We start from the raw sequence: 25,981 nt of genomic DNA on the forward strand, positions 1-25,981 counted from the left end.
TTAGCTTGTTATTATTTTTGCGCGATGGCTATAAGCTAATGTGGGGATTGTAACGCAAGTTAATGCCGCGGTAACGAACAGTTTGGTAATTTTTTTGAAAGTTTTTGGCGTTTGATGTTTTCTTTAGACGGTTAAGGCATAAAAAAAGCGCATTACGCGCTTTTTCTGTAAGTGGTTACGTTGTGGGTAACGACATCGATTACTGTTGTGACTGGCTGCTATGACTACCAGAATATAACGCCGCAATATCTATCGCATCAAAAGAGTACTTTGCTGTGCAATACTCACAATCCATCTCGATTTTCCCTTCCTCAGCCAGAATCTCTTCAACTTCAGTTTGGGGTAACGTTTTGATTGCTGCAGCACTGCGATCACGAGAACAGCTACATTTAAACGTAACATCAACAGGATCAAATAAGCGTACTTCTTCTTGATGATACAAGCGATGTAATACCTGTTCAGCATCAAGAGTGAATAACTCTTCTGCTTTAATGGTCGAGGTCAATGCTGAGAGATGTTCAAAGTCGTCAGTATTACCCGATTTTGCTGGCAATACTTGCAACAACATTCCAGCCGCTTGTTTGCCGTTAGCAAATAACTGTATTTGGGTAGGTAGCTGCTCTGATTGATTAAAATACTCTTCTAAGCAAGCTGCTAGGTTGACATGGTCTAATGATACAATACCTTGATAACGTTCGCCTTCATCAGGCGTTAACGTAATGACCATGTAGCCTTTACCGAACATTTGTTGCAAGCTTGCATCGGCAGCAATATCACCGTTCCAACGTGCTACACCGCGTAATACTTGCTTATTGTTACCATTAATTACTGCTAAAGAAATCGGGCCATCGCCTTGTAACTGTACGCTAATGTCACCACTGAACTTGATCGTTGCCGTGAGTAATGATGTTGCGGCCATTAACTCGCCGATTAGGGCTTGTAATGCAACCGGATAGATATGTGCAGAAAGCACTTCTTGGTAACTGCTTTTTAATTGGACTATCTCGCCTCGCACATCGGCATTATCAAAAATGTAGCGATGTAAAATATCGTTGTTCATTTGCATTCTCTTACTTTTTGGGCGCCTAGTAATCTTTTAAGCGCATAATCTGTCGTCGTTGTTTTTTATCCGGTTTATGGTCTGGTGCCGGATTGTTCAAAATATTTAGCCGTCGGGCTTCAGCGTTTATAATCCGTTTGCTAATACTCTCTGGTGTTTCTTCGTATAGGGTTTGCGCTACATTAGCACTTTGTCTATGGCCAGATAATTGAAGGACAATAATCTCTTTATCATCATTACCTTGGCGAAGGCGGATTTTTGCACCCGCTTCAGCATTCTTACTGGATTTAGTCCGTTGACCGTTGTAATGTACTTTACCGCCATTGATCATGTCTTTTGCGATAGCGCGGGTTTTATAAAAACGTGCCGCCCATAACCATTTGTCGAGCCGAATAAAGCTTTTGTCGGGCTGATTTTGAGTCACATGACCTCCAAAACAGGGATGATTTCACAGACTGAGTAACCTAACTGCCATACAATGTGTGTATTATCGTAATAGAGGGCAATATTATGGCTCTTTTTATGGGCGCAAAGTTAGCATATTTGATGGAGATTCGCCAATCGATATGCTCTGGGGTTGTTGCTTTATCCTGTGTGGGTTAGCATGACGGCTACACATATATTTTCGCATTTTATTAACAATTAGAACAGAGACCTGTACCAAGTCGTATAGAGGGTCCAATAACATATGGATTTATTAGATAAACTGATCACCAACGCTGCAAAAATACCACATAAGCTATTGAGTATGATTGTATTTTGGTTTGGACTGGTCATTGTGTTGCTACTCGCTGCACAGATTACATGGAAGTTGATGCCAGTATCGTCGCAATCTGCGGTGTGGCAACCATCCCCCATCTCAGCAGGCACTGCAAAGCGTATTGAGCTTGCCGGTGTACGTAACCTATTGCTTTTTGGTCGCTTAGACAACAACAGCAATAAACCCAAAGCTGAAGTCGTAGAGCAAATCACCGATGCGCCTAAAACAAACTTGTCTATTCAATTGACCGGAGTTGTGGCATCCACCGAGGAAGCTCAAGGTTTAGCGGTTATTGAATCAAGTGGGCAACAAGAAACTTATGGTTTAGGCGATAAAATCAAAGGGACTTCTGCTTCTTTAAAAGAGGTTTATGCTGACCGGATTATTATCAGTAATGGTGGTCGTTATGAAACCTTAATGCTTGATGGTCTTCAATACACCACACAAGGTGCAGCAAACTCACAGCTACAACAAGCCAAGGTCGATCAACAGGTAACCCGAGTTGATCGTCGTGATAATCAACGTTTTTCTGAAGATTTGTCTAATTCTCGTGATGAGTTGTTAGCAGACCCAAGTAAAATTACAGACTTTTTAGCTATTTCACCGGTACGTAATGGCGATGAATTAGCGGGTTACCGTTTAAATCCTGGTAAAGATGTCGCGTTGTTTAAGCAAGCGGGTTTTCAGGCTAATGATTTAGCAAAATCAATAAATGGATTTGATCTGACCGATATGGGTCAGGCATTAGAAGTGATGGCACAACTGCCTGAGCTCACCGAAATGGCTGTCATGGTTGAGCGTGAAGGGCAGTTGGTCGAAATCATGTTTAGTTTGCCAGAATAATTTGGCGTTAGAGGATTGAGTAGAATGAATAATAAAGGGATCCGACATAACATTATTGCTGGAATGCTTATGGGCGCTGCAATGATAGCGGCACCGAGTGCTTGGTCGGAACAATATGCCGCCAATTTTAAAGGCACTGACATTCAAGAATTTATTAATATTGTCGGTAAAAACCTCAATAAAACCATTATTGTAGATCCAACAGTACGTGGCAAAATTAATGTCCGTAGTTACGATTTACTTAATGATGATCAATATTACCAATTCTTCCTTAACGTACTTCAAGTGTATGGTTATGCAGTGGTTGAAATGGAAAACCACGTCATTAAAGTCATTAAAGACAAAGACGCCAAAATGGCTTCTATTCGTGTCGCCGATGACAAAGCACCTGGTGTTGGTGACGAAATGGTCACCCGAATTGTTCCTTTATACAATTCTGAAGCGAAACAACTTGCTCCATTACTTCGCCAGTTAAATGATAATGCTGGTGGCGGTAACGTTGTTAACTATGACCAATCAAACGTGTTAATGATTTCTGGTCGTGCAGCGGTAGTGAACAAGTTGGTAGAGATTGTTCGCCGAGTTGATAAGCAAGGCGACACCGACGTACAAGTCGTGGCCTTAGATTATGCCTCTGCAGGAGAAATTGTTCGCATAGTCGATACCTTATATCGTTCAAGTGCTAACCAATCACAGCTGCCTGGCCAAGCACCTAAAGTGGTGGCTGATGAACGCATGAATGCTGTTATTGTCAGTGGCGATGAAAAAAGCCGTCAACGTGTAATCGAACTCATTAAACGACTTGATGCTGAACAGGCGAGTACGGGTAACACCAAAGTACGTTATTTACGTTACGCCAAAGCTGAAGACTTGGTTGAAGTATTAACCGGATTTGCACAAAACTTACAAGATAATAAAGAGGGTGCCAGTACTCAGCAAGGCAACTCAAGTAAGCGTCGTAGTGATATCAATATTATGGCCCACAGCGACACTAACTCACTGGTCATTAGTGCCGAACCAGATCAACTGCGTACCATTGAAAGCGTCATTAATCAGCTTGATATTCGCCGTGCTCAAGTGCTCGTTGAAGCCATTATTGTTGAAATCGCTGAAGGTGATAACGTTGGTTTTGGAGTGCAATGGGGCAGCGAAGCGGGTGGCTTAACGCAGTTTAACAACATTGGCCCAACCATTGGTGAAGTCGGCGCTGGAGTCTGGTCTGCACGTGAAGAGGATGGCACTAGCGTGACGACTATTGATGGTAATGGTAATCCGGTAACGACAACTAATCCAACTTCAGACGGTGACTATACCTTGATCGCCCAAGCATTAGGCAAAGTGAATGGTATGGCGTGGGGCGTGACCACAGGTAACTTTGCGGCGTTGATCCAAGCTGTGTCGAGTGATACAAATTCAAACGTACTAGCAACACCGTCTATTACCACACTAGATAACCAAGAAGCGTCGTTTATTGTTGGTGATGAAGTGCCGATTATTACCGGTTCAACCTCAAGCTCTAACAATGATAATCCATTCCAAACGGTAGAACGTAAGGAAGTCGGGGTTAAGCTAAAAGTGGTACCGCAAATTAACGAAGGTTCATCGGTTAAATTAACTATTGAGCAAGAAGTGTCGGGTGTTAATGGTAACACTGGTGTCGATATCAGTTTCTCTACTCGTCGTTTAACGACTACGGTTATGGCAGATTCAGGTCAAATTGTAGTGCTGGGTGGATTAATTAACGAAGAAGTACAAGAAAGTATTCAAAAAGTCCCAATTCTTGGCGATATTCCTTTTATAGGTCATTTATTCAAGTCCTCTTCTAGTAAGAAAACGAAAAAGAATTTAATGATTTTTATTAAGCCCACCATTATTCGTGACGGTATGACAATGGAAGGGATTGCCGGTCGTAAATATAATTATTTCAGAGCATTACAGCTGGAACAACAAGCTCGTGGTATTAATTTAATGCCAAATACTCAAGTCCCGGTTCTTGAAGAATGGGATCAAGAGGCTTACTTGCCAGATGACGTGAATGACATGCTTGATCGCTATAAAAGCGGCAAAGGGCTGAGCACCGATATACGTGATTCAGACCCAGCCTTGCGCACTATCGATGAAAACATGCAAAAGGACAAGGCTCAAAACAATGACTGATAGCGTGATGACAGAACCATTAGCCCAAGTTTCTAGTGAAGTAGCCATGGAAGTTGTTGAAGGTGATGAGGTTTTTCATTCGACGAGTAAAGAGCGCTTGCCGTTTGCCTTCTCGCACCGCTTTCAATTGGTGTTAGCGAAAGAAAACGATCAGCTTTGTCTCTTCTACACTGATAACACACCGCTTAGTGCCATGTTAGAAGTACGGCGCTACTCGGGTGTTGAGTTACCGTTAATTAAGCTAGAAGTGGCAAAGTTTGAAGCTAAACTGACGCAAGCATATCAAGCTAATTCTTCAGAAGCCCAACAGCTTATGGAAGATATTGGTAACGAAATGGACTTGTTTACCCTAGCTGAAGAACTGCCACAAACGGAAGACTTGCTTGAAGGCGATGATGACGCGCCGATTATTAAGTTAATTAATGCGCTGTTATCGGAAGCGATTAAAGAAGAAGCCTCAGATATTCACGTCGAAACCTACGAGAAACAATTAATTGTTCGTTTCCGTATTGATGGCGTGTTGAAAGAAGTATTAAAGCCAAATCGTAAATTATCGTCTTTATTGGTGTCGCGTATTAAAGTGATGGCACGTTTGGACATCGCCGAAAAACGCCTACCACAAGATGGGCGTATTTCGTTGCGTATTGCGGGTCGTGCTGTCGATGTGCGGGTATCAACTATGCCATCAAGTCATGGTGAGCGTGTGGTAATGCGTTTATTAGATAAAAATACCGGCAACTTAGACTTACAACAACTGGGTATGACACCTGGCATTCGTGAAAAATTTGATGAATTAATTCGTAAGCCACACGGCATTATTCTTGTAACAGGGCCGACAGGTTCTGGTAAAAGTACTACCTTGTATGCCGGGTTAACGGAAATCAATTCTAAAGATACCAATATTTTAACCGTTGAAGATCCTATTGAATATGAGTTAGAAGGCGTTGGTCAAACTCAGGTAAACACTAAGGTCGACATGACTTTTGCGCGTGGATTACGCGCAATTTTACGTCAAGATCCCGATGTGGTGATGATTGGTGAAATTCGTGATTTGGAAACGGCGCAAATTGCAGTGCAAGCATCATTAACCGGTCACTTAGTGATTTCAACCTTACATACCAATACCGCATCAGGGGCAATAACCCGCTTGCAAGACATGGGCGTAGAACCCTTTTTAGTGTCATCAAGTTTGCTTGGCGTGCTTGCACAACGTTTAATTCGGACATTATGCCCACAGTGTAAAGAAGCACATGAGCCTGATGAGCGTGAACGCGAGTTGCTGGGTATTACCGCAAACGACACACGTATTATTTATCGCGCTAAAGGTTGTAAGGCCTGTGGTCAAAATGGTTATCGTGGTCGAACAGGTATTCATGAGTTACTTACCGTTGATGACAATGTCCGTGAGTTAATTCATGGCGGCAGGGGCGAATTAGCCATTGAAAAATATGTACGTAAATCGATTCCAAGTATTCGTCATGACGGCATGAGTAAAGTACTCACAGGTGTGACAACGCTAGAAGAAGTATTGCGCGTTACGCGCGAGGAGTAATCAATGGCGGCGTTTGAATACAAAGCCCTTGATAGTAAAGGCAAGCAACAAAAAGGTGTGATAGAAGCTGATACTGCGCGTCATGCAAGAAGCCAGCTGCGTGAGCAGCGCCTTATGCCGTTAGAACTTCAGCCTGTCAGTGAGAAAGAAGCCCGTTCACAGCGTGGCGGTTTTAATTTAGCCTCCCTATTTAAAAAGCGTATTTCTGTTGCCGAATTGGCATTGATCACGCGCCAAATAGCGACATTAGTGGCCGCAGGCTTACCCATTGAAGAAGCGTTAAAAGCGGTGGGGCAACAGTCTGAGAAAGATCGCTTAGGTAGCATGATTATGGCGGTGCGTTCTCGGGTGGTTGAAGGTTACAGCTTAGCTGACTCAATGGCCGAATTTCCGCATGTGTTTGATGACTTATACCGCGCAATGGTAGCCTCGGGTGAGAAATCAGGCCATTTAGAAGTGGTACTTAATCGACTTGCCGATTATACCGAGCGTCGTCAGCAACTCAAATCCAAGCTTACTCAAGCAATGATTTACCCTATTGTATTAACCGTGGTCGCTATTGGTGTTATTGCGGTGTTATTGGCAGCTGTGGTGCCAAAGGTTGTTGGGCAGTTTGAACACATGGGCCAAGAATTACCTGGCACAACTCAGTTCTTGATTCTCGCTTCTGATTTTGTACAACATTGGGGGGTTGTGGTCGTACTGCTTATCTTTGCTGCTATGGTGATGTTTCAGCGACTGCTGACTAATCCGATTATGCGGATGAAATATGACACAGCCCTTTTGAAAATGCCCGTTATTGGCAAAGTAAGTAAAGGGCTGAATACCGCCCGATTTGCGCGAACATTAAGTATTTTGTCAGCCAGCTCGGTACCATTACTTGATGGGATGCGTATTGCCAGCGAAGTTTTACAAAATGTTAAGGTGCGTGCTGCTGTTGATGAGGCTACGGCGCGAGTCCGTGAGGGAACTAGTTTAGGCACGGCGTTGACTAATACTAAGTTATTCCCGGCAATGATGTTGTATATGATTGCATCGGGTGAAAAAAGTGGCCAGCTAGAAAACATGCTAGAACGCGCAGCAGACAACCAAGACCGAGAGTTTGAGTCGAACGTAAATATTGCATTAGGAGTATTTGAACCAATGCTAGTCGTGAGTATGGCATCGGTTGTATTATTTATTGTAATGGCCATTTTACAGCCTATTTTAGAGTTAAATAACTTGATCAGCGGTTAGGTTTGAAGTTATGGATTTTTGTAGGGTAAGCGTAAACCAAGATTTATAGCTGATTTTACGCATGAATATATAGACAATTTTTAGAGGAAGTAATTAATGCAACATAATAATAAACAACGTGGTTTCACCTTACTCGAAGTAATGGTGGTGATTGTTATTTTAGGTATTTTAGCGTCAATGGTTGTGCCCAATTTGATGGGTAACAAGGACAAAGCCGATCAACAAAAAGCGGTATCAGATATTGTGGCGTTAGAAAATGCATTGGATATGTATAAGTTAGATAACAGTATTTACCCAACCACAGAACAAGGTCTTGATGCGTTGGTGCAAAAGCCTAACTCGTCACCAGAGCCGCGTAATTTCCGTGAAGGTGGGTATGTTAAGCGTTTGCCACAAGATCCATGGCGCAGTGACTATTTACTATTAAGCCCTGGTGAAAATGGCAAAATTGACATTTTCAGCGCCGGACCAGATGGACAACCAGGTTCTGAAGACGATATCGGAAGCTGGAATTTACAAGATTTCCAATAAGATGATTCATCATCGTCAAGCCGGTTTCACTTTATTAGAGGTGTTAATTGTGGCATTGCTAATGGGTTTGGTTGCCTCTGCGGTAACCATGTCTATTAGTGTTGCTGGGCCGGAACAAATGCTCAAAAAACAGGCGCAACGTTTTATGACTGCAACTGAGATGGTGCTTGATGAAAGCGTCTTAAGCGGTCAGTTTATTGGCATTGTGATTGACGAAGATCAATATCAGTTTGTGTTTTATAAAGAAGGCAAATGGATGCCAGTTGATCAAGACCGGTTATTATCGGCCAAAAAAATGGATGCCGGTATTACCTTAGATATTGTGATCGATGGCATGCCATTAGTTCAAGAAGACGAGCAAAATGAGTCTTGGTTTGATGAACCTTTTATCGACGAAGAGAGCGAAGAAGAAAAAAAGAAACATCCTGAACCGCAAATTTTATTGTTTCCCAGCGGAGAAATGACTCCCTTTGAGTTGGGTTTTAATACGATTAATGACGACCGTCAGCCAGTCAATGTGCTGGTTGTGGGTGACGCGTTAGGCCGTTTAACATTAGGGCGTGTAGATGAATAAACTCACATCACATCGACGCCCTCAATACGGGAAAGTTAACCGCTCAGGTATTAACAACTTAGGTATTAGTCGCTCATTTGTTAGTCACTCTGGCGTTAAAAGCTTACGCGGTAAGAATCGTGGTATGACCTTACTTGAGGTTATCGTTGCTCTAGCTGTGTTTTCCATTGCAGCAGTATCGGTTACCAAAAGTTTGGGTGAACAAATGGCGAACATGCCCATTTTAGAAGAACGAACGTTAGCCCAATGGGTAGCCAGTAATCAAATGGTCGACGTGCGATTACCTGGTACCTTTCCTGATATAGGCCAAAAAACAGGTCAGTCAGAACTTGCTGGCCGTGAATGGTATTGGCGCCAAGAAGTGATTAAAACCACCGATGATAAATTTAGAATGATCCGTATTAGCGTCAGTGACGACGACAAATTTAAACGCGTAGTGGCTCAGGTAAGCAGTTATGTCCATAACAAAGCCTAGGTATTTCAGCGGCTTTACCTTACTCGAAATGCTTATCGCGATTGCGATTTTTGCCATGTTGGGTATCGCGGCAAACTCAGTATTGTCGACGGTAATGAAAAATGATGAAGTGACCAAAGAGTTTGCTACTCGGCTTAAGTCATTACAGCAAGGTTTTGGTGCGTTAGAACGTGATTTGGGCCAAATGGTAGCGCGTAGCCCTAGATTATTTGAAGGTGATCGTGGCAGCCTTTTTTTTCAGGCTGGCGATAATATCCTCGACTCTGAAACCGAAGCACTGGTATTTTACCGTTTGGGCTGGTTAAACCCCGATGGCATGTTACCTAGAGGCAGCCTGCAATCGGTTGCCTATGTGGTTCAAAATGGCCGTCTTGAGCGTTGGTATTATCCTTATCCTGAACCTGTATCAGGTGCTGAGCCATTAAAAAGCATGGTTATTGACCATGTGCTGTCAATTGAGTATTCGTTTTATATGGATGATAAATGGCAGAAGCAAGTTGATGGAACCGTGATGCCAAAAGGGATTGCGATGGAAATAGAATTAGAAGGTTTGGGTAAAATTCAGCGTCGTTTTTTACTGCCTAAAGGTGCACCAGCAACTAAGTCTGACAAAGACAGTGGCAACAACCGTAACGGTTCAAATAGTAAAGATGAAAATGAAACCGATGATGGGAAATCCTCATAATGGGCGGCCAAAAGCAACGCGGGGTTGCATTAATAGTAGTGATGCTAATTGTTGCTATGGTGGTGATTATTGCCACCAATATTAGTAGTCGCAATCAGCTTTCAATGCGTCGAACGCTTAATTTAGCCCAATACGACCAGGCTTATTGGTATGCCCTTTCTGCTGAAGAGCTGGCGATGAAAGTGCTCAAGCAAGATTTTGAAGATTCAGAAGGAACCGTACATTTACAACAGTATTGGGCCTTGGCCAATGTGGCTTTTCCAGCTGAATACAGTGAAATTGTCGGTGAAATACAAGATATGCGATCATGCTTTAATGTTAATGCCGTCGGTCAAGCATCGAATGAAATTGAAAATGGTCAGCCCAAAATGACCGTCGCAGCTATACAGTTTCAATCGCTGTTGATCAGTTTAGGCGTTGATGATTTTGGCGCTGAGCAATTAACGTCAACCCTTAAAGATTATATCGACGAAGATACGTTATCGGGCCCATATGGTGCTGAAGATGCCGAATATGAATCGCGTAATGTGCCATATCGTGCGGCCAATACCTTGATGCAGCATCGCAGTGAGTTACGTGCAGTGTTAGGGTTCAACCAAGATGTTTACCTGAATCTTTTACCTTATGTATGTGCAATACCTGGTGAAGATAGTCAGCTATTAAATGTAAATACCATTAAGGTTGAGCAAGCAGCTTTACTGACAGCAATGTTAGAAAATAAAATATCAGTCGGCGAAGCTGAAAATGTTATTAACAATCGTCCAGCCGATGGATATGAAAAAATTGAAGAGTTTTGGGAAGGTTCATCACTCAGTGGTATAAAGATTGAAGCAAATGTAAAGTCGAGTTTTGTGGTTGATAGTCAGTACTTTTTATTGAAGGCTGGTGCCAAAGTCGATACTGCAATATTTCGAATGGATAGTGTCCTGAAGCGTAATGGTAAAGATTTAGATGTGCTCACCCGTCAGTATGGTGGCCAACAATAATAACAAATTCATTGCGTAACAATGCGTATTGAGATCGGTGGAGAATAAACAGTGTCTGAACGGCTATTTATCCGGTTAGGAAAATCATCAGAACACCCATGTTCGTGGCTAGTATGGTCAGAACAAGAGCAAGAGATCATCGCTTCTGGTGAATTATCTGATGCCGCCAGTCTCAGCACTTTAGCTGAGCGTGCGGGTAATCGTCCTGTTGATGTACTTGTGCCTGCGGCCAACATGACATTGACACAAATTATGTTGCCCGAAAAAGGTCAACGCCAAGCATTAAAGGCGTTGCCATACATGTTAGAGGAATCATTAGCGACGAATGTAGACAATATGCATTTTGTTGTTGGGCCTCGTGAAGGTGAGCAGCTTAATGTGGCTGCGGTGGCGCATGAGCAAATGCAAATATGGCTTGAATGGCTCCATCATGCAGGCTTAAAAGTAAAACGTATCGTGCCAGATTGTTTAGCGTTGCCGTTAGAGCAATGTCGCTGGGCGGCAATGAGTGTTGGTAGTGAGTATTTAATCCGAACGTCTGAAGGTGGCGGTGTTAGCGTGCCTAAAGCATGGTCTGCATTTGCACTTCCACACCTATTAACAGCTGCAAAACCTAATGATAATGAGTCAATTAGTGTTGCAAGCTACAGTGACGATATTGTATTTGAAGGCGTGGAAATTAATAACAAGCCACTCGATTTACCGATGATGGTATTAGCAAAAGGCATTTTGAACGCCCCAATCAATTTGCTAAGTGGCATTTATAAACCTAAGCATGAATACAGTAAGCAGTTACTCACCTGGAAAAACACGGCGATTGTGGTGATGATTGCGATTGTTTTAGCCTTAGCGAATAAAGGCATCGCCATTCATCAACTGAATAACCAGACCGCTGAGCTGCAAGCTCAAAGCGAAATGATTTTTAAACAAGCTGTACCGGGTGTAAACCGTATTGTTAATATGCGCTCACAAATGGGCAGTGAATTACGCAGCATGCAAGGCCAAGGTGGTGGTGCAGTATTTTTTGAAATGCTAGATGGTTTAAAGCCAGCGTTTAGTAAGGTGCCAGAACTTAAACCGAACACTTTGCGTTACGAAGCCAATCGTAATGAGCTACGAATGCAAGTGACAGCAAAAACGTACGGCCAAATAGATACATTTAAAGAGCTTGTTAGCAATGACTACCTCCTCGAAGGTGGTGCCATGAACAGTAGCGAAGAAAGCGTTACCAGTACGCTGACGTTAAGGAATAAATAACATGGAAAACATGCGTAGTTGGTGGCAAGGTTTAGCCATTAGAGAACAACAACTTGTTGGTTTTTGTGCTGCAGTCTTGGCGATAGGCATCATTTATTGGGGCATTTGGACACCGATATCGAATGCTCAAGAAACTGCCCAACGTGATAACAGCGCAGCGCAGCAAACGTTAAATTATGTTAAACAAACCGCCAATAAAATAGCGGGTCTGAAACAAGCGGGTGCGCAAGCTAAAGTTCGTGGCAGTTTAAGTTCTTTGGTAAATCAAACAGCTGGACAATATAAGTTAGAGATCACTCGCATGCAGCCGCAAGGCGATAAAATTCAGTTATGGATGGATGACGTGCCATTTGATGCGTTACTGGGTTACTTACATGACTTAGTAGAGCAAAAGGGCTTAACGTTAGACAGCGTAGATCTAACCGAATCAGACGTTGCTGGCTTTGTAAAAGTAAGACGTATTCAGCTTTCTCAGTAAGGATTTTTTGTGAGCTTATTTTCAAAAATAGTCATTGGCGTCATTATTTACCTCGCGTTTTTATTGGTTTATTTACCGGCGAACTGGTTAGTCAGTATCGCTCCGTTACCTAATAATGTGGTTATCACAGGTGCTGAAGGTACGCTTTGGCAAGGAAAGGCGGCGTTAATTACCATTGATCAACGCCAAATAGAACACGTTAGTTGGCAGTTAAGTCCATGGGGATTATTGCTTGGTAAAGCCGATATCGATTTTAATATCGGTAATCGAGCTACGGCTGTTAGTGGTAAAGGTAGTGTGAGTTGGTCGTTATCTGGGCTGAGTGCCAAAAATATTCGCCTTGATTTACCTGATAGTTTTTTACTAGCGGGAGCCCGTTTACCTTTTAAAACCCAAATTGATGGCGATGTGAGCTTAATGGTTGCAGTGCTAGAGCAAGGTAAACCATGGTGTGAACAATTAAACGGTAAATTATTTTTAAATAATACTAACGTTAAAAATCAATATGGCGTGTACCCTTTAGGTAACATTTCATTGGGGCTCAGTTGCCTTGATGGGCAATTACAAATTGCCACTGATGAAACTCAAAACGTATTAGGCTTAACGGGAACTGTTATTTTAGGCGAGTCAAACTTGGTTAAAGTGAGTGCTAAAATTAAACCGACCGATGCCCAACCTAAAGATTTACGTGATTCGTTATCCTTTTTAGGTCGACAAGACAGCCAAGGGTATTACCCTATTAACTATCAAGGCGTTGTGCCTGGCTTGTAAAATCGGTTGATATTTGAATAACTAATGCCTTGATATCACTATCAAGGCATTTTTATATCGGCAATAATTTATCGAATAACCTTATCAACTACTTTATTAACTATGTTCAGACATCAACCGCTATTTAACGATCAATCACTACTTGAATCGTTTATATAGTGATATTTGCTTATACCGATTGAAGTGCCAATGATAGTGGGTGGTAATCGGTAATCGCTGGGAAGTCGGTAAATTCAATATGAGGCTTTTGGCTATCGGGGTTTTTAATCCCGAGTTGATAACCTATGCCAGCCTTTTTCGATGCCGCTAATATCACTTCGCTGTCATCAATAAATAAACACCGTGACGGATCTAAGTTGAACTTAGTCAGTGCATACTGCCAAAATTGCGGATGTTCTTTGGGATAACCGCTTTCATGGCTCGATAACATTTCATCTAAACCATGGCCTAAATTGGTATGAGTTAACTTAAGCGCTAAGCTTTGTGGGTGAGCATTAGTAAACAAAATGCGTTGTTTACTTGCCCCTGCTAATGCCTGTAAAAAAGGCATGCTGTCTTGGCGAAGTTTAATTCTATCAGCCGATGCATGGTGTAATGCCAAAATATCGAGTTGTAAATAGCGTTGCCAGTAATCAAGACAATACCAATCTAAGGTGCCAACGACATCATAGTAAGCTTGTTTAACGAGTGTATTGGCTTCATCCAAACTTATTTGACGCTGCATGCTTAATTGTTGTGGCACTAAATGTAACCAAAAGTGGTTGTCAAAATGCAGATCAAGCAAGGTACCATCCATGTCGAGCAGCACTGTATCTATTTTATACCAAGGAAACATGTAAATTCCGGTTGTAGAATATACCCATAATAGTAAGATTGTACCCTGTATATATTAATTCGTCACACGAGGCTTCAATGACACAGCGGCATAAAAAGCCGGAAATCCTGCATACCGAAATTGTTGCCAAAAGCAGACTGTTTCAAATCGAGCAGGTACACCTTAAGTTTTCTAATGGCGTAGAGCGTCAATATGAAAGAATGAAGGGCGGTAGCAGAGGGGCGGTGATGATAGTGCCTATTCATCAAGGTAATTTATTATTAGCGAGTGAATATGCCGCCGGCACTGATAATTATGAACTCGGTTTTCCGAAAGGGTTGATAGATCCAGGCGAAACGGCAGTTGAAGCCGCTAATCGAGAGCTCCAAGAAGAAATTGGTTTTGGCAGTTATCAATTGACCTATCTAAAAGAGCTATCGCTTGCGCCAGGCTACTTTTCCAGCAAAATGCATATTTTTGTTGCTGAAAAACTGTACCCTAGCCGTTTAGAAGGGGATGAGCCTGAACCAATAGACGTGATCCCTTGGCCATTATCTGATTGGCAGTTATTACTCGAGAATGTTGATTTTTCAGAATCTCGTAGTGTTAGTGCACTTTTTTTAACTCAGCAATATCTCAATACACCAACAGATAATCTTACACGTGAAGTCAACGCCGTAAAATAGGTTATTCACAAGTAGTATTGAGTTAGTCATTGAACAGCAACATCGAATAGGCAATAGCCTTATTTATTGATGTCCTTGTGAGGTCATCCTTATCGAATCCAGCAATTGGAGTAATAATGAAGCCAGAAGATGTAATTGAGCAAGTTATAGACATCGCAACGGAAGCTGGGCAAAAAATTCGTGATATTTACCTTAAAGGTAACTTCAAACGCGAAATTAAGTCCGACAATACCCCTGTCACGTCTGCCGATTTAGCCGCGCACGATATTATTTGCCGTCAGTTAGCTGAACTCACGCCCGACATTCCTATTTTAAGTGAGGAAGCTGCAGATATTCCACTAAGTGTGCGTGAAACATGGAAACGCTATTGGCTAGTCGATCCATTAGATGGCACGGGTGAGTTTATTGCTGGCAGTGGTGATTTTTCAGTGATCATTGCTTTAGTTGAACATAACCGTCCTATCATGGGAGTGGTTTATGTGCCGATGACTAAGGTGTGTTATTACGCAATAGCCGGGCTAGGTGCTTATAAGCGTGATGGTAAGAACGAGATACGTATCACCAGTAAACAATTAACCGGTGATGAACCAGAGCATTTACGTTTAGCCGTTAGTCGTCGTCAAGATCCGCAATCTGTTTTAAAGTTACTCAATAAACCCAATCATTGTGAGTTAGTGGTGATGGGTGGTGCAGCATTAAAAAGTTGTTTGGTGGCCGAAGGACGTGCTGATTGCTATGTCCGTTTAGGACCCACTGGTGAATGGGATACTGGTGCTGCGCAGATTATTATTGAAGAAGCAGGTGGTGCACTGATTGATATTAATTTACAGCCTATGACCTACAATGAGCGTGAAACACTCGAAAACCCAAATTTTATTGTGGTAGGTAGTGCTAATCTCCCGTGGGATATATTGTTAACTAATTAATTTGTTTATATTTTAATGGACATAAATTAATATTTTGGATGTGTTGCTTTTTCGAACAGAGATTAATTTATTAATCATATGATGGCAACGACATGAGTAACGATATGGCAACAGTAGCCACTAGAAACCATCAACACTATATCGTGCATCGTGGTTAAATAACGATGGCAGTGTGCAGTTTTATCCGTTAATAACAGTGAGTCTTGAACTACTGTGACTAGATTTATGTTGATTTCAATACTGAATTTGGTGAGACACACATAAAAATGCCCTCATCATGAGGGCATTTTTGCTTAAATGACTTATGACTTATGACTATCTAACCATTGATGTATCGCTTTTCTGTCGCCTTGAAAGATAACTCTGTCCTGTTTCTTTTCAAGTTGATACAGATACATCGGGTCATAATAAATATCGAGTAACAGGCTTATCCAGTCTAAATGCTTACTGGTATCATTTTGGCTTTGTTGTACGTTAAGCGCATTATCAACCAAGTCTTGCAATTCTTGATGTTGCTTACCGCCTAAGCGTTTACGAATGCCCAATAAACTTTGAGTCAAATATGCTTTAAATGCATCGAAACCCGCTTGCTCACCTAATCCAGATACATAATCAGCCAGTTTTTGCTCAACATAGTCATTTAATAAACGCGGTAAACGCGCGTCTAATGGCTCGTCGAGTACGATAATATCAGCTTGTTGCATGGCGCTGTAAAAATGCTTTGGCAGGGCTGAACGACCAATTAGCATACTTTCATCTTCTAACAGCAAATGGTTATGTTGCTGTTGTTGATGCTGCAGCAATGCCACGGCTAAATTATTTTCGAAGTTGATTTGACTGGGTTGCGGATCGATATTTTTGCCAAAGCTCGACCCTTTATGGTTGGCAAGGCCTTCAAGGTCGACTGATTCATTCCGTTGATGGATAACTTCCGTTTTACCACTACCTGTTATGCCACTTAAAATCAGCACTTTAGATTGGCTTGGCGCTTGCTCGATAGTATTAATTAAAAAACTACGTATGGCTTTATAACCCCCTTCAATATAAGGGATGTTCATGCCTGATTCTTTAATCCATTGCTGTGATAGCTTTGAGCGCAAACCGCCACGAAAACAATATAAATAGCTGTCAGGATGTTGTGACAATTGAGCAAGCCAAGCATCTATACGTTGCTGTTTAATTTTACCTTTCACCAGCTCATGACCTAATGCTATAGCAGCCTCTTGGCCACGTCTTTTATAGCATGTACCCACTTTTTCGCGTTCACCATCTTGCATTAATGGTAAATTAATCGAGTGGCCAAAAGCACCTTTAATGAATTCGATAGGCGCTCTTACGTCAATTAATGGACGGTTTTCTAATAGAAGTCTGCCATATTCTGAGCTGGGGATGACCTCGCTCATTAGTTTAATTCCACAAGGATATCGTGTCCGTCAACGCGTGGCTCATAAGTATTGAGCATACCGATACAAATAGCGTCAATTCCATTGGCTTCTAATAATGTTTTAAGTTCCTGTTCTGCCTCTGCACTCACGGCAACTAATAGTCCTCCACTGGTTTGTGGGTCGCAAATAATTGCTTTTTGGTCATCCGTTAGTGGCGGTAAATGTTCGCTATAACTGTCAAAATTACGATGGGTACCGCCTGGAATACAACCTTGAGCGAGGTAATCACTGACTTTAGGGAGTAAAGGGACTTGGGATAAAACGATATTAGCTTTAAGTTGTGCGCCTTGGCATACTTCAATTAAGTGACCTGCCAGTCCAAATCCTGTGACGTCCGTTAATGCATTAACCCCAATAATTTTAGCGATATCAATACCAATCGTGTTGAGCTGACACATGGCATTAGGGGCAATTTGGCTGTCTTCATCACGCAGCTTTTTCTGCTTTTGTGCTGTAGTCAGAATGCCAATACCAATCGGTTTGGTGAGGTATAGACGGTCATTCGCTTTGGCAGTGTTGTTCTGTTTTACTCGCTCAAGCGGTATTTGGCCTGTAACCGCTAAACCAAAAATAGGTTCAGGCGCATCAATACTGTGACCGCCAGCCAACATAATACCGGCATCGGCACAAGCTTGGCGTCCGCCATCAACTACTTGTTGGGCTACTTCAGGTGGTAATAAGTTAACCGGCCAGCCTAATATCGCAATAGCCATAATTGGCGTGCCGCCCATGGCATAGATATCGCTGATTGCATTGGTTGCGGCAATTCTACCAAAGGTAAATGGATCATCCACAATGGGCATAAAGAAGTCGGTGGTACTGATAATGCCGGTTTGTTCATTGAGTTTGTAAACTGCAGCATCGTCACGGGTTTGATTACCGACTAATAAATTGGGGTCAGTAAACACGGGAAGTTGTGACGCAAGAATAGTGCTTAAGACTTTAGGAGAGATCTTACAGCCGCAGCCTGCGCCATGGCTATATTCGGTAAGTTTTATATTGGTATGAGGCATGGTTGTGTTTCTGTCGCTGGCTTATTGATGAGCAATTATAATGTTTCTCAAGGATTATTTCTTGGTTATTCGCGGTTTATCAAACCTAGTCGTGTATTTTTAATTAAAAAAATAATTATTATGAACGTTGTTTTTTATTTTGTTTGCTGTTAATTTATCAACTGACATAAGGTGCATATCATTTTTAGGTTGGTATTGTGGCGAGACGAAAAGAGCATACGCATGAGCAGATCCGCCATATGGCTATTAGTGCTGTGGCTGAGCATCTGCAATACGACAGTATTGATAACTTAAGCTTAAGGAAAGTAGCAACCACCATTGGTTACGTGCCAAGTACGTTAATTAATATTTTTGGTAGTTACCAATACTTATTACTCGCGGTATCTGAGCAAACATTGTTACAGCTTGCTGCGCAGTTACAGTTAATTAAACCGACCACGCCAAAACAAACAATTGAGCAAATGGCATTAGTTTATAGTCAGTTTGCTTTAGCGAATCGACGCTGTTTCCGATTGGTATTTGAATTATCAATGGCGGGTGACCAGCCTTTACCTGTGGCTCACCTCGGGCTGATTAAATCATTATTTTCTGACGTTGAGTCTCAGCTAAGTCAATACTTTCCTTCTGCATGTGAGCAAGAGGTTGAAACGATGAGCCGCGTACTTTGGGGTGGGATACATGGGTTAACGTGTTTGTCATTGGATGGCAAACTATTTGAGACACAATCCTGTTTACAAGACATGTTGACGAGTCATGTAAGCAGTTATATTGATGGAATGAGCATAAAAAGGAATTCAAATGCTGCTAACTAAACGATTTTTCCCCTATTTTGCGACTTTATGCCTAGGTGCGCTTAATGACAACTTTTATAAAAATGTGTTGCTCTTGTTAGTGACGTACAGCCAATTAAATGCATTACCGATTGACGTTAACTTGTTTGTTAATTTAGCTGCTGGCGTATTCATTTTACCTTTTTTCTTGTTTTCTGCTCATGCTGGTATCGTGGCTGACAATATGAATAAGGCAAAATTGATTCGACGGTTAAAGTTGTTAGAGCTGATTATCATGTCGACAGCGGCTATCGCGATTATCAGTCAGAGTTATATGGTGATGTTGCTGCTGCTATTTTTAACCGGCAGCCAGTCTGCATACTTTGGTCCAGTAAAATACTCATTATTACCTCAAGCCCTAAGCGAAGCAGAGTTAGTGAAAGGGAATGCTCTAGTTGAAATGGGCACTTTTTTGTCGATTCTTGTTGGTACCCTAAGCGCCGGTTTGGTGGTGTCTAATGAAAATGGTTTAACGTGGGCTGCAATCATTGTCTGTGTGTTGGCGATTTGTGGTTATCTTGCTAGCCGTGCGATTCCTTCATTGCCTGCCCAAGGTGATTTAAACCCTAGCAAGTTTTCGTTATTTTCTGGCACTTGGCGTTGTATCAATAAAGCGCGACAAACCAAGACTATTTGGATGGCCATTCTCGCCATTAGTTGGTTTTGGTTCTTAGGGGCCACCTATTTGACTCAATTTCCAAATTTTGCCAAGTTGCATTTACATGCAGATGCTACTGTTGTTTCATTGTTACTGGCGTTATTTTCTGTCGGTATTGCGGTTGGGTCATACGTGTGTGAACGTTTTTCGTTTGGGCATGTTGAGTTAGGCTTATTACCATTTGGGGTATTGGGCTTGAGCGTGTTTAGTTTTGACATGATAGCGGCTATTCCGCTTGAGCTTGTTGAACCAGGTTTTGTGTATAGCTTCGAGTCATTTATCGCTAGTGCGCAGCATTATCGTGTGATGATTGATTTGTTTCTTGTCGGCCTAAGTGGCGGGATATTCATTGTGCCTCTGTATGCGTTTATTCAAACTCGTGCAGAAAAACAAGCATGTGCTCAAGCTATTGCGGCGAATAACATCATTAATGCCTTCTTTATGGTGGGCTCTGCAGTATTATCGATAGTGTTGCTTGGGGTATTTCAGTGGAGTATCCCTGAATTATTCATGCTTGTCGGCGTGCTTAATTTGGTTGTGCTGTTATATGTCTACTCACAAGTGCCAGAGTTTACCCAACGCTTTATCAGTTATTTGCTGAGCCATGTTATGTATCGGGTGAATGTACGTGGTAGAGAACATATTCCGGCACAAGGGGCAGGAATTATTGTCAGTAATCATGTGAGTTACGTTGATGCGTTAGTCATTATGGGCGCGTCAACTCGACCTATTCGGTTTGTAATGGATAAGTCGATTAGCGAAATTCCATTATTAAAGTATTTGTTTCGGCACGCTGGTGTTATCCCAATCTGTTCACCTAAAAAGTGTGAGTCGACATATCTAAATGCATTCGAACAGATACATCAAGCATTAGCTAACGATGAGCTAGTGTGTATTTTTCCGGAAGGGAAGTTAACTCCAGACGGTGACATTGGTGAGTTTAGACCTGGTATTGATAAAATTTTACAACGGGATCCAGTAACAGTAATACCGTTAGCGTTAACAGGGTTGTGGGGATCTTACTTTAGTCATAAAGGCGGGCATGCACTGACCACTTTTCCTAAACGTTTCTGGTCTAAAGTATCGGTAAGTATTGCACCTTCAGTTGACGGAGCTACGACCAATTGCAAAGCGTTACAGCAGCAGGTGACTCAGCAATTTAATTAGCACATGATGTACTAGTGAAGCTGCTCAAAACAAAAAAGGTCACGCGTGGGCGTGACCTTTAAATGGTTAAGCTTTAGCTTTACTGTGCGTAGGCAGCTGTTAGGCTTTTCCAATTACGTTGTTGTTCAAGAAATTGGTTACGCAATAATTGTACTTGTTGTTTCAGATTGTGATCTGTAAGTTGCTTGCGTTTCGCCTCTAACAAACTTTTTTTGGCTTGATAATAGTCAACTAAGTGTTGCTTCATCAGCTCATACTCTGCTTGAAACTTTTCTATAATTTCATCGCAGTTAGGTAAGTGAGCAACCTGATTCTGAGCTTGTAAAAGTTGCATCTGCAAACGTGCACTTTCAATACGCTCTTGTGGCACTTTACGTAAGTCACTCGTTAAACCAAACCAGTTCATCAGCTTGATTAACCATTTGGTTGGATCGTAGTCCCACCATTTGATGCCATTGCGATAATCGTTTTCAAAAATATGATGGAAGTTGTGATACCCCTCACCGTATGTAAGTAACGCTAAAAATGCATTATCTCGGGCTGAGTTTTTATCTGTGTACGGTTGTTTACCCCAAATATGGGCTAATGAGTTAATAAAGAAAGTACAGTGATGTACAACCACTAGGCGTAGTAAACCGGCCATAAGAACCATTGATAAAATATCGCCATTTAGCCAGCCTATAAATGCCGGTAAACCAATATTCATTAAGATCACTAAGGCTAAGTAGTGCTTGTGCTGCCACATAACGATACGATCGTTTTGTAAGTCGCGCACGTTGTTGTAGTCACTGTAACGACTCGCTTGATACTCGCGCAGCATCCAACCTATGTGGCTGTACCAAAATCCCATTTGAGCTGAGTACGGGTCTTTATCATTATTATCAACATGTTTGTGATGAATGCGGTGATCACTACACCAATGTAATGCGCTATTCTGTAACGCCAATGCTCCGCCTAGTGCGTATAAAAAACGAACTGAAGAGTGAGCTTTATAGGCTTTGTGTGACCATAATCTGTGGTAACCCGCAGTAATCGATAGACCACTTGCGTAAGCGAAAACAACAAATGCAATCCATTCAATGCCATCAAAGCCATGGGTAAAACCACGCCAAGGGATTAATACCACCGCGCCGATAAAAGTAATGGCAAATAACAAGGTATTAAGCCAAATGATTGGAGGTTTTTTCATTTAGTAGGGTTCCAATAATAGGTTTAAATAAGTTGAGCGTACAATTGTACGCTAATTTTACTTAGGGAACTAGTCATGGTCAACTTTAACAGGGCTGTGTTTCTGTTTTAAAAACGGTATTATCGGTGAATTAATATTGACTGAATGGATTAGTAAATGGGTGTTAGAGCACAACAAAAGGAAAAAACCCGCCGTGCATTAGTGGATGCTGCATTTAATCAACTCAGTGCTGAACGCAGTTTTTCTAGTCTAAGCTTACGTGAAGTTGCTCGTGAAGCTGGTATTGCACCCACATCATTCTATCGCCATTTTAAAGACATGAACGAACTTGGCTTGACCATGGTCGATGAAGGTGGATTAACCTTACGTCAAATGATGCGTAAAGGTCGTCAACGTGCAGAAGCCGGTGGGAGCGTGATCCGTATTTCTGTCGACACGTTTATGGAAGTATTGGAGTCAAACCCGAACGTATTTCGAATACTACTTCACGAACGTTCAGGTACCTCAGCGGCATTTAGAGCCGCAGTTGAGCGCGAAATTGAACATTTTATTTCTGAACTTGCTCATTACACCGAAGCCCAGGCAAACCGCACTCCTGTGTTAGCGCGTGCTCAAGCTGAAGCATTGGTTATTTTAGTCTTTAATGCCGGAGCATCAGCGTTGGATTCCAAGCGTAGCGAGCGTAAGTCATTAGCCGATCAGTTAGTACTACAACTGCGTATGGTGGCTACAGGCGCTGAAGCGTTACAGCATAAAATTGACAACCGTGCTTAATTTATCGCAATTATAACAAACAGGGCGCTAATCATTAGCGCCCTGTTTGTTAGTTAAGCTGTATTACTTACGTTCTAGTAATACTCCTGATTCCATATGATCGGTATATGGGAATTGGTCAAATAGCGCAAAGCGAGTTATTTTATGTGTTTGACCTAAGGTTAACAAATTGTCATTCAGTGTTTCTGGATTACATGAAATATACAAAATCCGCTCGTAACCTTGGATAAGCTTTAATGTTTCTGGATCAATGCCTGCACGAGGCGGGTCAACAAAGATAGTATTGCAATCGTAACTGTCTAAGTCGATGCCTTCTAAACGTCTAAATTGACGCTTTTTCGCCATGGCATCACTAAAGTCTTCAGCAGACATGCGAATAATTTGAACATTATCAACGTAATTAATATCGATGTTGTATTGCGCAGCATCAACTGAAGGCTTGGCCAGCTCTGTTGCTAATACACGATTGAAATTTTGTGCCAATGCAATCGTAAAATTACCATTACCACAGTACAACTCTAGTAAATCACCCTGACTGTTTTTAGTTGCATCAATAGCCCACTCCAACATTTTTACAGAGACTTTCGCATTAGGCTGAGTAAAACTGTTTTCAATTTGCTTGTAATGCAATACCTGTTCATTAACCGTTAAGGTCTCAACAACGAAATCTTTGTCTAAATCGATTTTTTGCTTACGCGCACGACCTATAATGTTGACATTAAATTGAGCAGATAACTTTGCTTTTAATAGAGTCGCGTGTTCACGCCACTCTTCATCAAGCTGGCGGTGGTACAACAAAGACACTAAAATTTCGCCGCTTAATGTCGACAAGAAATCTACTTGAAACAATCGATAACGCAATGCAGGATTAGGTGTTAACTCTGCTATTAATGCGGCCATCATTTGATTAATGATCAAACCAGCGGGTAAATATTGATCGCAACGCACTTTTGCATTCAGTGCTTTATCAAACATGTAGTAATATAAGTCATCATCTTGATGCCACATTCTAAATTCAGCACGCATACGATAATGCATAGGCTCAGAAGCAAAGACTTCAAGCGCCGGTGGATTGAAATCGGCAAAGGCCTGTTCTAGCTTGATGCGCTTTCGTTGTAATTGTGCATCGTAGTTTTTAGGATCCATTGCAGCTAAATTCATATCGTCCACCTAATACTGTAAAAAAGGGCGCAAATATTATACTAAATGACGCTGATGTCTAGTATTACGCACCTAAGTATAAAGTGGCCCGACGATTAATGCTGAGCATATACATATTTGGAGCCCATATTGTCTGGACCTATTTTAGTGTTTGATTCTGGTATCGGCGGATTGTCGGTAATGAACCAAATTAGAAAACAGTTACCACAACATGATTATTGTTACTTATTTGACAATGCACGCTTACCTTATGGCAACTTATCAGAGCAAGAGTTAATAACTGGATGTGTTGCACTTATTACTCATCATGCACGACGTTTGAACGCCAGTATTGTGGTGGTTGCCTGTAATACGGCCAGTACTTTGGTATTGCCTCTATTACGCCAGCAATTAACCATTCCTATCGTGGGAGTTGTTCCTGCTATTAAACCTGCAGCCATGTTATCGAAGAAAAAACACATTGGTTTATTGGCTACGCCTGGGACAGTGAAACGAGATTACACTCAAGCATTAATCAATCAGTTTGCCGGAAACTGTAAGGTTGAATTATTTGGGACTTCAGATTTAGTGTTACTTGCGGAGCAGTATGTAGCTCAACACCCAATCGATATGGATAAGCTAAACGATATCTTAGCACCCATAGCGGCAACTAATATTGATGTACTGGTGCTGGGCTGTACTCATTTCCCAATGATAGCGACAGAAATAAGTCATTATCTTGGCGAAGGAGTAACACTATTAGATTCAGGGGAGGCGGTAGCAAAACGGGTAAGGTTTTTACTGAGTAAAGAAAGTAATGGCAATAAGCAATTACAAGCATGTTATACCAAAGATATTAGCCAAGGGCTTAAAGCAACATTAGTCGATTATGGTTTTAGTGATTTTTCGCTGGTAACCATAACCGACTAACAACACTATTAATTTACTATAGTGCTAAGAACCTAGTTCAATAACGATTAGCTATTTTCCGAATCAGATTCTTGTGATTTGGCTTCTCTTACCTTTAACGTGCGCTCTTGAAAGCTATAGTCGTTTAATTTCGACATTGCTTTTTGTGCGCCCGCTTCAGACATCTCAACAAATCCAAATCCTTTGCGACGTCCAGTTTTACGGTCTCGTACTAAACGAACTGAGTTAACAGGCCCGTACTCACCAAACAATGCCTTTACTTCTCCCTCATGAACACGATAAGGCAAGTTGCCAACATATAGTGTCATTGTAGGACCAACATAAGGTTCGTCAGAAGAGCTTGAACCACTTGTTGGTATAAAGGTGAAAATTAACGTCGCAACGACTACACCAGCAATAAACGCTACCGAAGATGATGTGCCGCCAAACTGAGAAAAAACAAAAGCGCCAAGAAGCGCCGCAATCAAAACAATCACGAATGATTTCTGCATAAAATAATCTCTAATGAATATAAAAATGATAAATAACTGTTAAATACTATTACATACTAATTAAAAATTACCAGATAAACCAGACCACTGTTGAAAAATTGAGCTCAAAAGCGACTTAAATATCAAAAACAAGTAATTTACTAATTAGCCAAAGGTGGTTCTTTAATCAAAAAAGCTAAAAAAAGAACGATCTGCATAAAAGTTCAACGCTCGAAACATATCTTGAATAAAAGCGCTTGCACTAAATCTTAAGCTGCCTATAATGCGCATCCACTGACACGGCATACAGCGAAAGCGAAAACCGGTTAGCGTTATTAACAACTACTTAGCAGTGTTGGTAACAGGCGAAAAGAAGTTTAAAAAAACACTTGACGCAATAAAGGGAATGCGTAGAATACGCAGCCCAAGCCAACGACCTAGCGTCTGACGGCGATGTCTGAAAAATCGACATCAAGCTCTTTAACAATTTATCAAGTAATCTGTGTGGACATTCACAGGTATTGAGTTATTCGAAATTGTCTTCTGTTCTTCGGAATGTTGGCAATCAAAAAAT

At 41.6% G+C, this 25,981-nt stretch carries 26 protein-coding genes; 18 read left to right on the forward strand and 8 right to left on the reverse strand.

Translation table 11 applies throughout. The features are described from left to right. Window positions 1-199: 199 nt before the first annotated feature. Both hslO and hslR read right to left on the reverse strand, forming a co-directional pair. The gene (gene hslO / locus AAEY97_RS17425) at window positions 200-1,060 is read right to left on the reverse strand and encodes an Hsp33 family molecular chaperone HslO (protein WP_351000401.1); all 861 of its coding nucleotides are present in this window, start codon (window positions 1,058-1,060) and stop codon (window positions 200-202) included. Window positions 1,061-1,085: 25 nt separating this feature from the next. Then, window positions 1,086-1,484, reverse strand: a complete 399-nt coding sequence (gene hslR / locus AAEY97_RS17430; protein WP_162022011.1) for a ribosome-associated heat shock protein Hsp15 — start codon at window positions 1,482-1,484, stop codon at window positions 1,086-1,088. A 264-nt stretch (window positions 1,485-1,748) separates the two neighbouring features. Here hslR and gspC point away from each other — a divergent pair, with 264 nt between their 5' ends. The 12 genes from gspC (at window position 1,749) to AAEY97_RS17490 (ending at window position 13,365) form a co-directional block, all read left to right on the forward strand. Next, window positions 1,749-2,663, forward strand: coding sequence for a type II secretion system protein GspC (gene gspC / locus AAEY97_RS17435; protein ID WP_351000404.1), 915 nt, complete (start codon window positions 1,749-1,751; stop codon window positions 2,661-2,663). Between the two features lie 24 nt (window positions 2,664-2,687). Continuing rightward, window positions 2,688-4,820 (forward strand): type II secretion system secretin GspD, encoded by a 2,133-nt coding sequence (gene gspD / locus AAEY97_RS17440; RefSeq protein ID WP_162022012.1) that lies wholly within the window; start codon window positions 2,688-2,690, stop codon window positions 4,818-4,820. A 7-nt stretch (window positions 4,821-4,827) separates the two neighbouring features. Then, window positions 4,828-6,372 carry a type II secretion system ATPase GspE gene (gene gspE / locus AAEY97_RS17445; protein WP_392341348.1) on the forward strand — a complete coding sequence of 515 codons (1,545 nt, stop codon included), beginning with the start codon at window positions 4,828-4,830 and terminating at the stop codon, window positions 6,370-6,372. A 3-nt stretch (window positions 6,373-6,375) separates the two neighbouring features. Continuing rightward, entirely contained in the window at window positions 6,376-7,608 is a 1,233-nt protein-coding gene (gene gspF, locus AAEY97_RS17450; RefSeq protein WP_101087409.1) for a type II secretion system inner membrane protein GspF, read from the forward strand. Window positions 7,609-7,704: 96 nt separating this feature from the next. Next, window positions 7,705-8,139 (forward strand): type II secretion system major pseudopilin GspG, encoded by a 435-nt coding sequence (gene gspG / locus AAEY97_RS17455; RefSeq protein WP_059745209.1) that lies wholly within the window; start codon window positions 7,705-7,707, stop codon window positions 8,137-8,139. Window position 8,140: 1 nt separating this feature from the next. Then, a complete protein-coding gene (gene gspH / locus AAEY97_RS17460) occupies window positions 8,141-8,713 on the forward strand; it encodes a type II secretion system minor pseudopilin GspH (RefSeq protein ID WP_101087408.1) in 573 nt (190 codons plus the stop codon). 64 nt (window positions 8,714-8,777) lie between these two features. Beyond that, window positions 8,778-9,188, forward strand: coding sequence for a type II secretion system minor pseudopilin GspI (gene gspI / locus AAEY97_RS17465; RefSeq protein ID WP_277949094.1), 411 nt, complete (start codon window positions 8,778-8,780; stop codon window positions 9,186-9,188). Then, on the forward strand, window positions 9,169-9,873 hold the full coding sequence (gspJ, locus tag AAEY97_RS17470) for a type II secretion system minor pseudopilin GspJ (RefSeq protein ID WP_351000409.1): 705 nt from the start codon (window positions 9,169-9,171) through the stop codon (window positions 9,871-9,873). The genes gspI and gspJ overlap by 20 nt, the downstream gene beginning before the upstream one ends. Beyond that, window positions 9,873-10,859: a type II secretion system minor pseudopilin GspK gene (gene gspK, locus AAEY97_RS17475; RefSeq protein WP_351000412.1), complete on the forward strand. Its 987-nt coding sequence runs from the start codon at window positions 9,873-9,875 to the stop codon at window positions 10,857-10,859. The genes gspJ and gspK overlap by 1 nt, the downstream gene beginning before the upstream one ends. Before the next feature lie 51 nt (window positions 10,860-10,910). Further along, window positions 10,911-12,116, forward strand: coding sequence for a type II secretion system protein GspL (gspL, locus tag AAEY97_RS17480; RefSeq protein ID WP_351000415.1), 1,206 nt, complete (start codon window positions 10,911-10,913; stop codon window positions 12,114-12,116). A 1-nt stretch (window position 12,117) separates the two neighbouring features. Then, a complete protein-coding gene (locus tag AAEY97_RS17485) occupies window positions 12,118-12,594 on the forward strand; it encodes a type II secretion system protein M (RefSeq protein WP_192116491.1) in 477 nt (158 codons plus the stop codon). A 9-nt stretch (window positions 12,595-12,603) separates the two neighbouring features. Next, complete coding sequence (locus AAEY97_RS17490) at window positions 12,604-13,365, forward strand: type II secretion system protein N (RefSeq protein ID WP_162022016.1); 762 nt, start codon at window positions 12,604-12,606, stop codon at window positions 13,363-13,365. 169 nt (window positions 13,366-13,534) lie between these two features. Here AAEY97_RS17490 and yrfG read toward each other — a convergent pair whose 3' ends face one another. Beyond that, entirely contained in the window at window positions 13,535-14,200 is a 666-nt protein-coding gene (gene yrfG, locus AAEY97_RS17495) for a GMP/IMP nucleotidase (protein ID WP_162022017.1), read from the reverse strand. A gap of 77 nt (window positions 14,201-14,277) precedes the next feature. Between yrfG and nudE the strand changes: the two genes are divergently transcribed. Both nudE and cysQ read left to right on the forward strand, forming a co-directional pair. After that, on the forward strand, window positions 14,278-14,865 hold the full coding sequence (gene nudE / locus AAEY97_RS17500) for an ADP compounds hydrolase NudE (protein WP_162022018.1): 588 nt from the start codon (window positions 14,278-14,280) through the stop codon (window positions 14,863-14,865). Window positions 14,866-14,981: 116 nt separating this feature from the next. Further along, entirely contained in the window at window positions 14,982-15,791 is an 810-nt protein-coding gene (cysQ, locus tag AAEY97_RS17505; protein ID WP_101087400.1) for a 3'(2'),5'-bisphosphate nucleotidase CysQ, read from the forward strand. A gap of 302 nt (window positions 15,792-16,093) precedes the next feature. Here cysQ and mnmH read toward each other — a convergent pair whose 3' ends face one another. Both mnmH and selD read right to left on the reverse strand, forming a co-directional pair. Next, complete coding sequence (gene mnmH, locus AAEY97_RS17510; RefSeq protein WP_162022019.1) at window positions 16,094-17,194, reverse strand: tRNA 2-selenouridine(34) synthase MnmH; 1,101 nt, start codon at window positions 17,192-17,194, stop codon at window positions 16,094-16,096. Beyond that, a complete protein-coding gene (selD, locus tag AAEY97_RS17515) occupies window positions 17,194-18,249 on the reverse strand; it encodes a selenide, water dikinase SelD (RefSeq protein WP_162022020.1) in 1,056 nt (351 codons plus the stop codon). Before selD ends, mnmH begins: the two co-directional genes overlap by 1 nt. A gap of 197 nt (window positions 18,250-18,446) precedes the next feature. On the opposite strand from selD, the gene AAEY97_RS17520 reads away from it, so the two are divergent. Both AAEY97_RS17520 and AAEY97_RS17525 read left to right on the forward strand, forming a co-directional pair. After that, window positions 18,447-19,061, forward strand: coding sequence for a TetR/AcrR family transcriptional regulator (locus AAEY97_RS17520; RefSeq protein ID WP_162022021.1), 615 nt, complete (start codon window positions 18,447-18,449; stop codon window positions 19,059-19,061). Continuing rightward, entirely contained in the window at window positions 19,048-20,904 is a 1,857-nt protein-coding gene (locus AAEY97_RS17525) for an MFS transporter (protein ID WP_351000422.1), read from the forward strand. The genes AAEY97_RS17520 and AAEY97_RS17525 overlap by 14 nt, the downstream gene beginning before the upstream one ends. A 79-nt stretch (window positions 20,905-20,983) precedes the next feature. Here AAEY97_RS17525 and AAEY97_RS17530 read toward each other — a convergent pair whose 3' ends face one another. Further along, window positions 20,984-22,093, reverse strand: a complete 1,110-nt coding sequence (locus tag AAEY97_RS17530) for an acyl-CoA desaturase (RefSeq protein WP_162022023.1) — start codon at window positions 22,091-22,093, stop codon at window positions 20,984-20,986. 156 nt (window positions 22,094-22,249) lie between these two features. Between AAEY97_RS17530 and fabR the strand changes: the two genes are divergently transcribed. Further along, on the forward strand, window positions 22,250-22,867 hold the full coding sequence (gene fabR / locus AAEY97_RS17535; protein ID WP_011635616.1) for an HTH-type transcriptional repressor FabR: 618 nt from the start codon (window positions 22,250-22,252) through the stop codon (window positions 22,865-22,867). A gap of 63 nt (window positions 22,868-22,930) precedes the next feature. On the opposite strand, the gene trmA is transcribed toward fabR, so the two are convergent. Continuing rightward, window positions 22,931-24,028 (reverse strand): tRNA (uridine(54)-C5)-methyltransferase TrmA, encoded by a 1,098-nt coding sequence (gene trmA, locus AAEY97_RS17540; RefSeq protein ID WP_351000424.1) that lies wholly within the window; start codon window positions 24,026-24,028, stop codon window positions 22,931-22,933. Between the two features lie 129 nt (window positions 24,029-24,157). Here trmA and murI point away from each other — a divergent pair, with 129 nt between their 5' ends. Further along, window positions 24,158-24,937 (forward strand): glutamate racemase, encoded by a 780-nt coding sequence (gene murI, locus AAEY97_RS17545; RefSeq protein WP_351000427.1) that lies wholly within the window; start codon window positions 24,158-24,160, stop codon window positions 24,935-24,937. 47 nt (window positions 24,938-24,984) lie between these two features. Here the strand turns inward: murI and AAEY97_RS17550 are convergent, their stop codons facing one another. Beyond that, on the reverse strand, window positions 24,985-25,428 hold the full coding sequence (locus AAEY97_RS17550; RefSeq protein WP_101087393.1) for an RNA recognition motif domain-containing protein: 444 nt from the start codon (window positions 25,426-25,428) through the stop codon (window positions 24,985-24,987). Between the last annotated feature and the right edge of the window lie 553 nt (window positions 25,429-25,981).

This window comes from Shewanella sp. TB7-MNA-CIBAN-0143, from assembly GCF_040310065.1.
GTDB lineage: Bacteria > Pseudomonadota > Gammaproteobacteria > Enterobacterales > Shewanellaceae > Shewanella.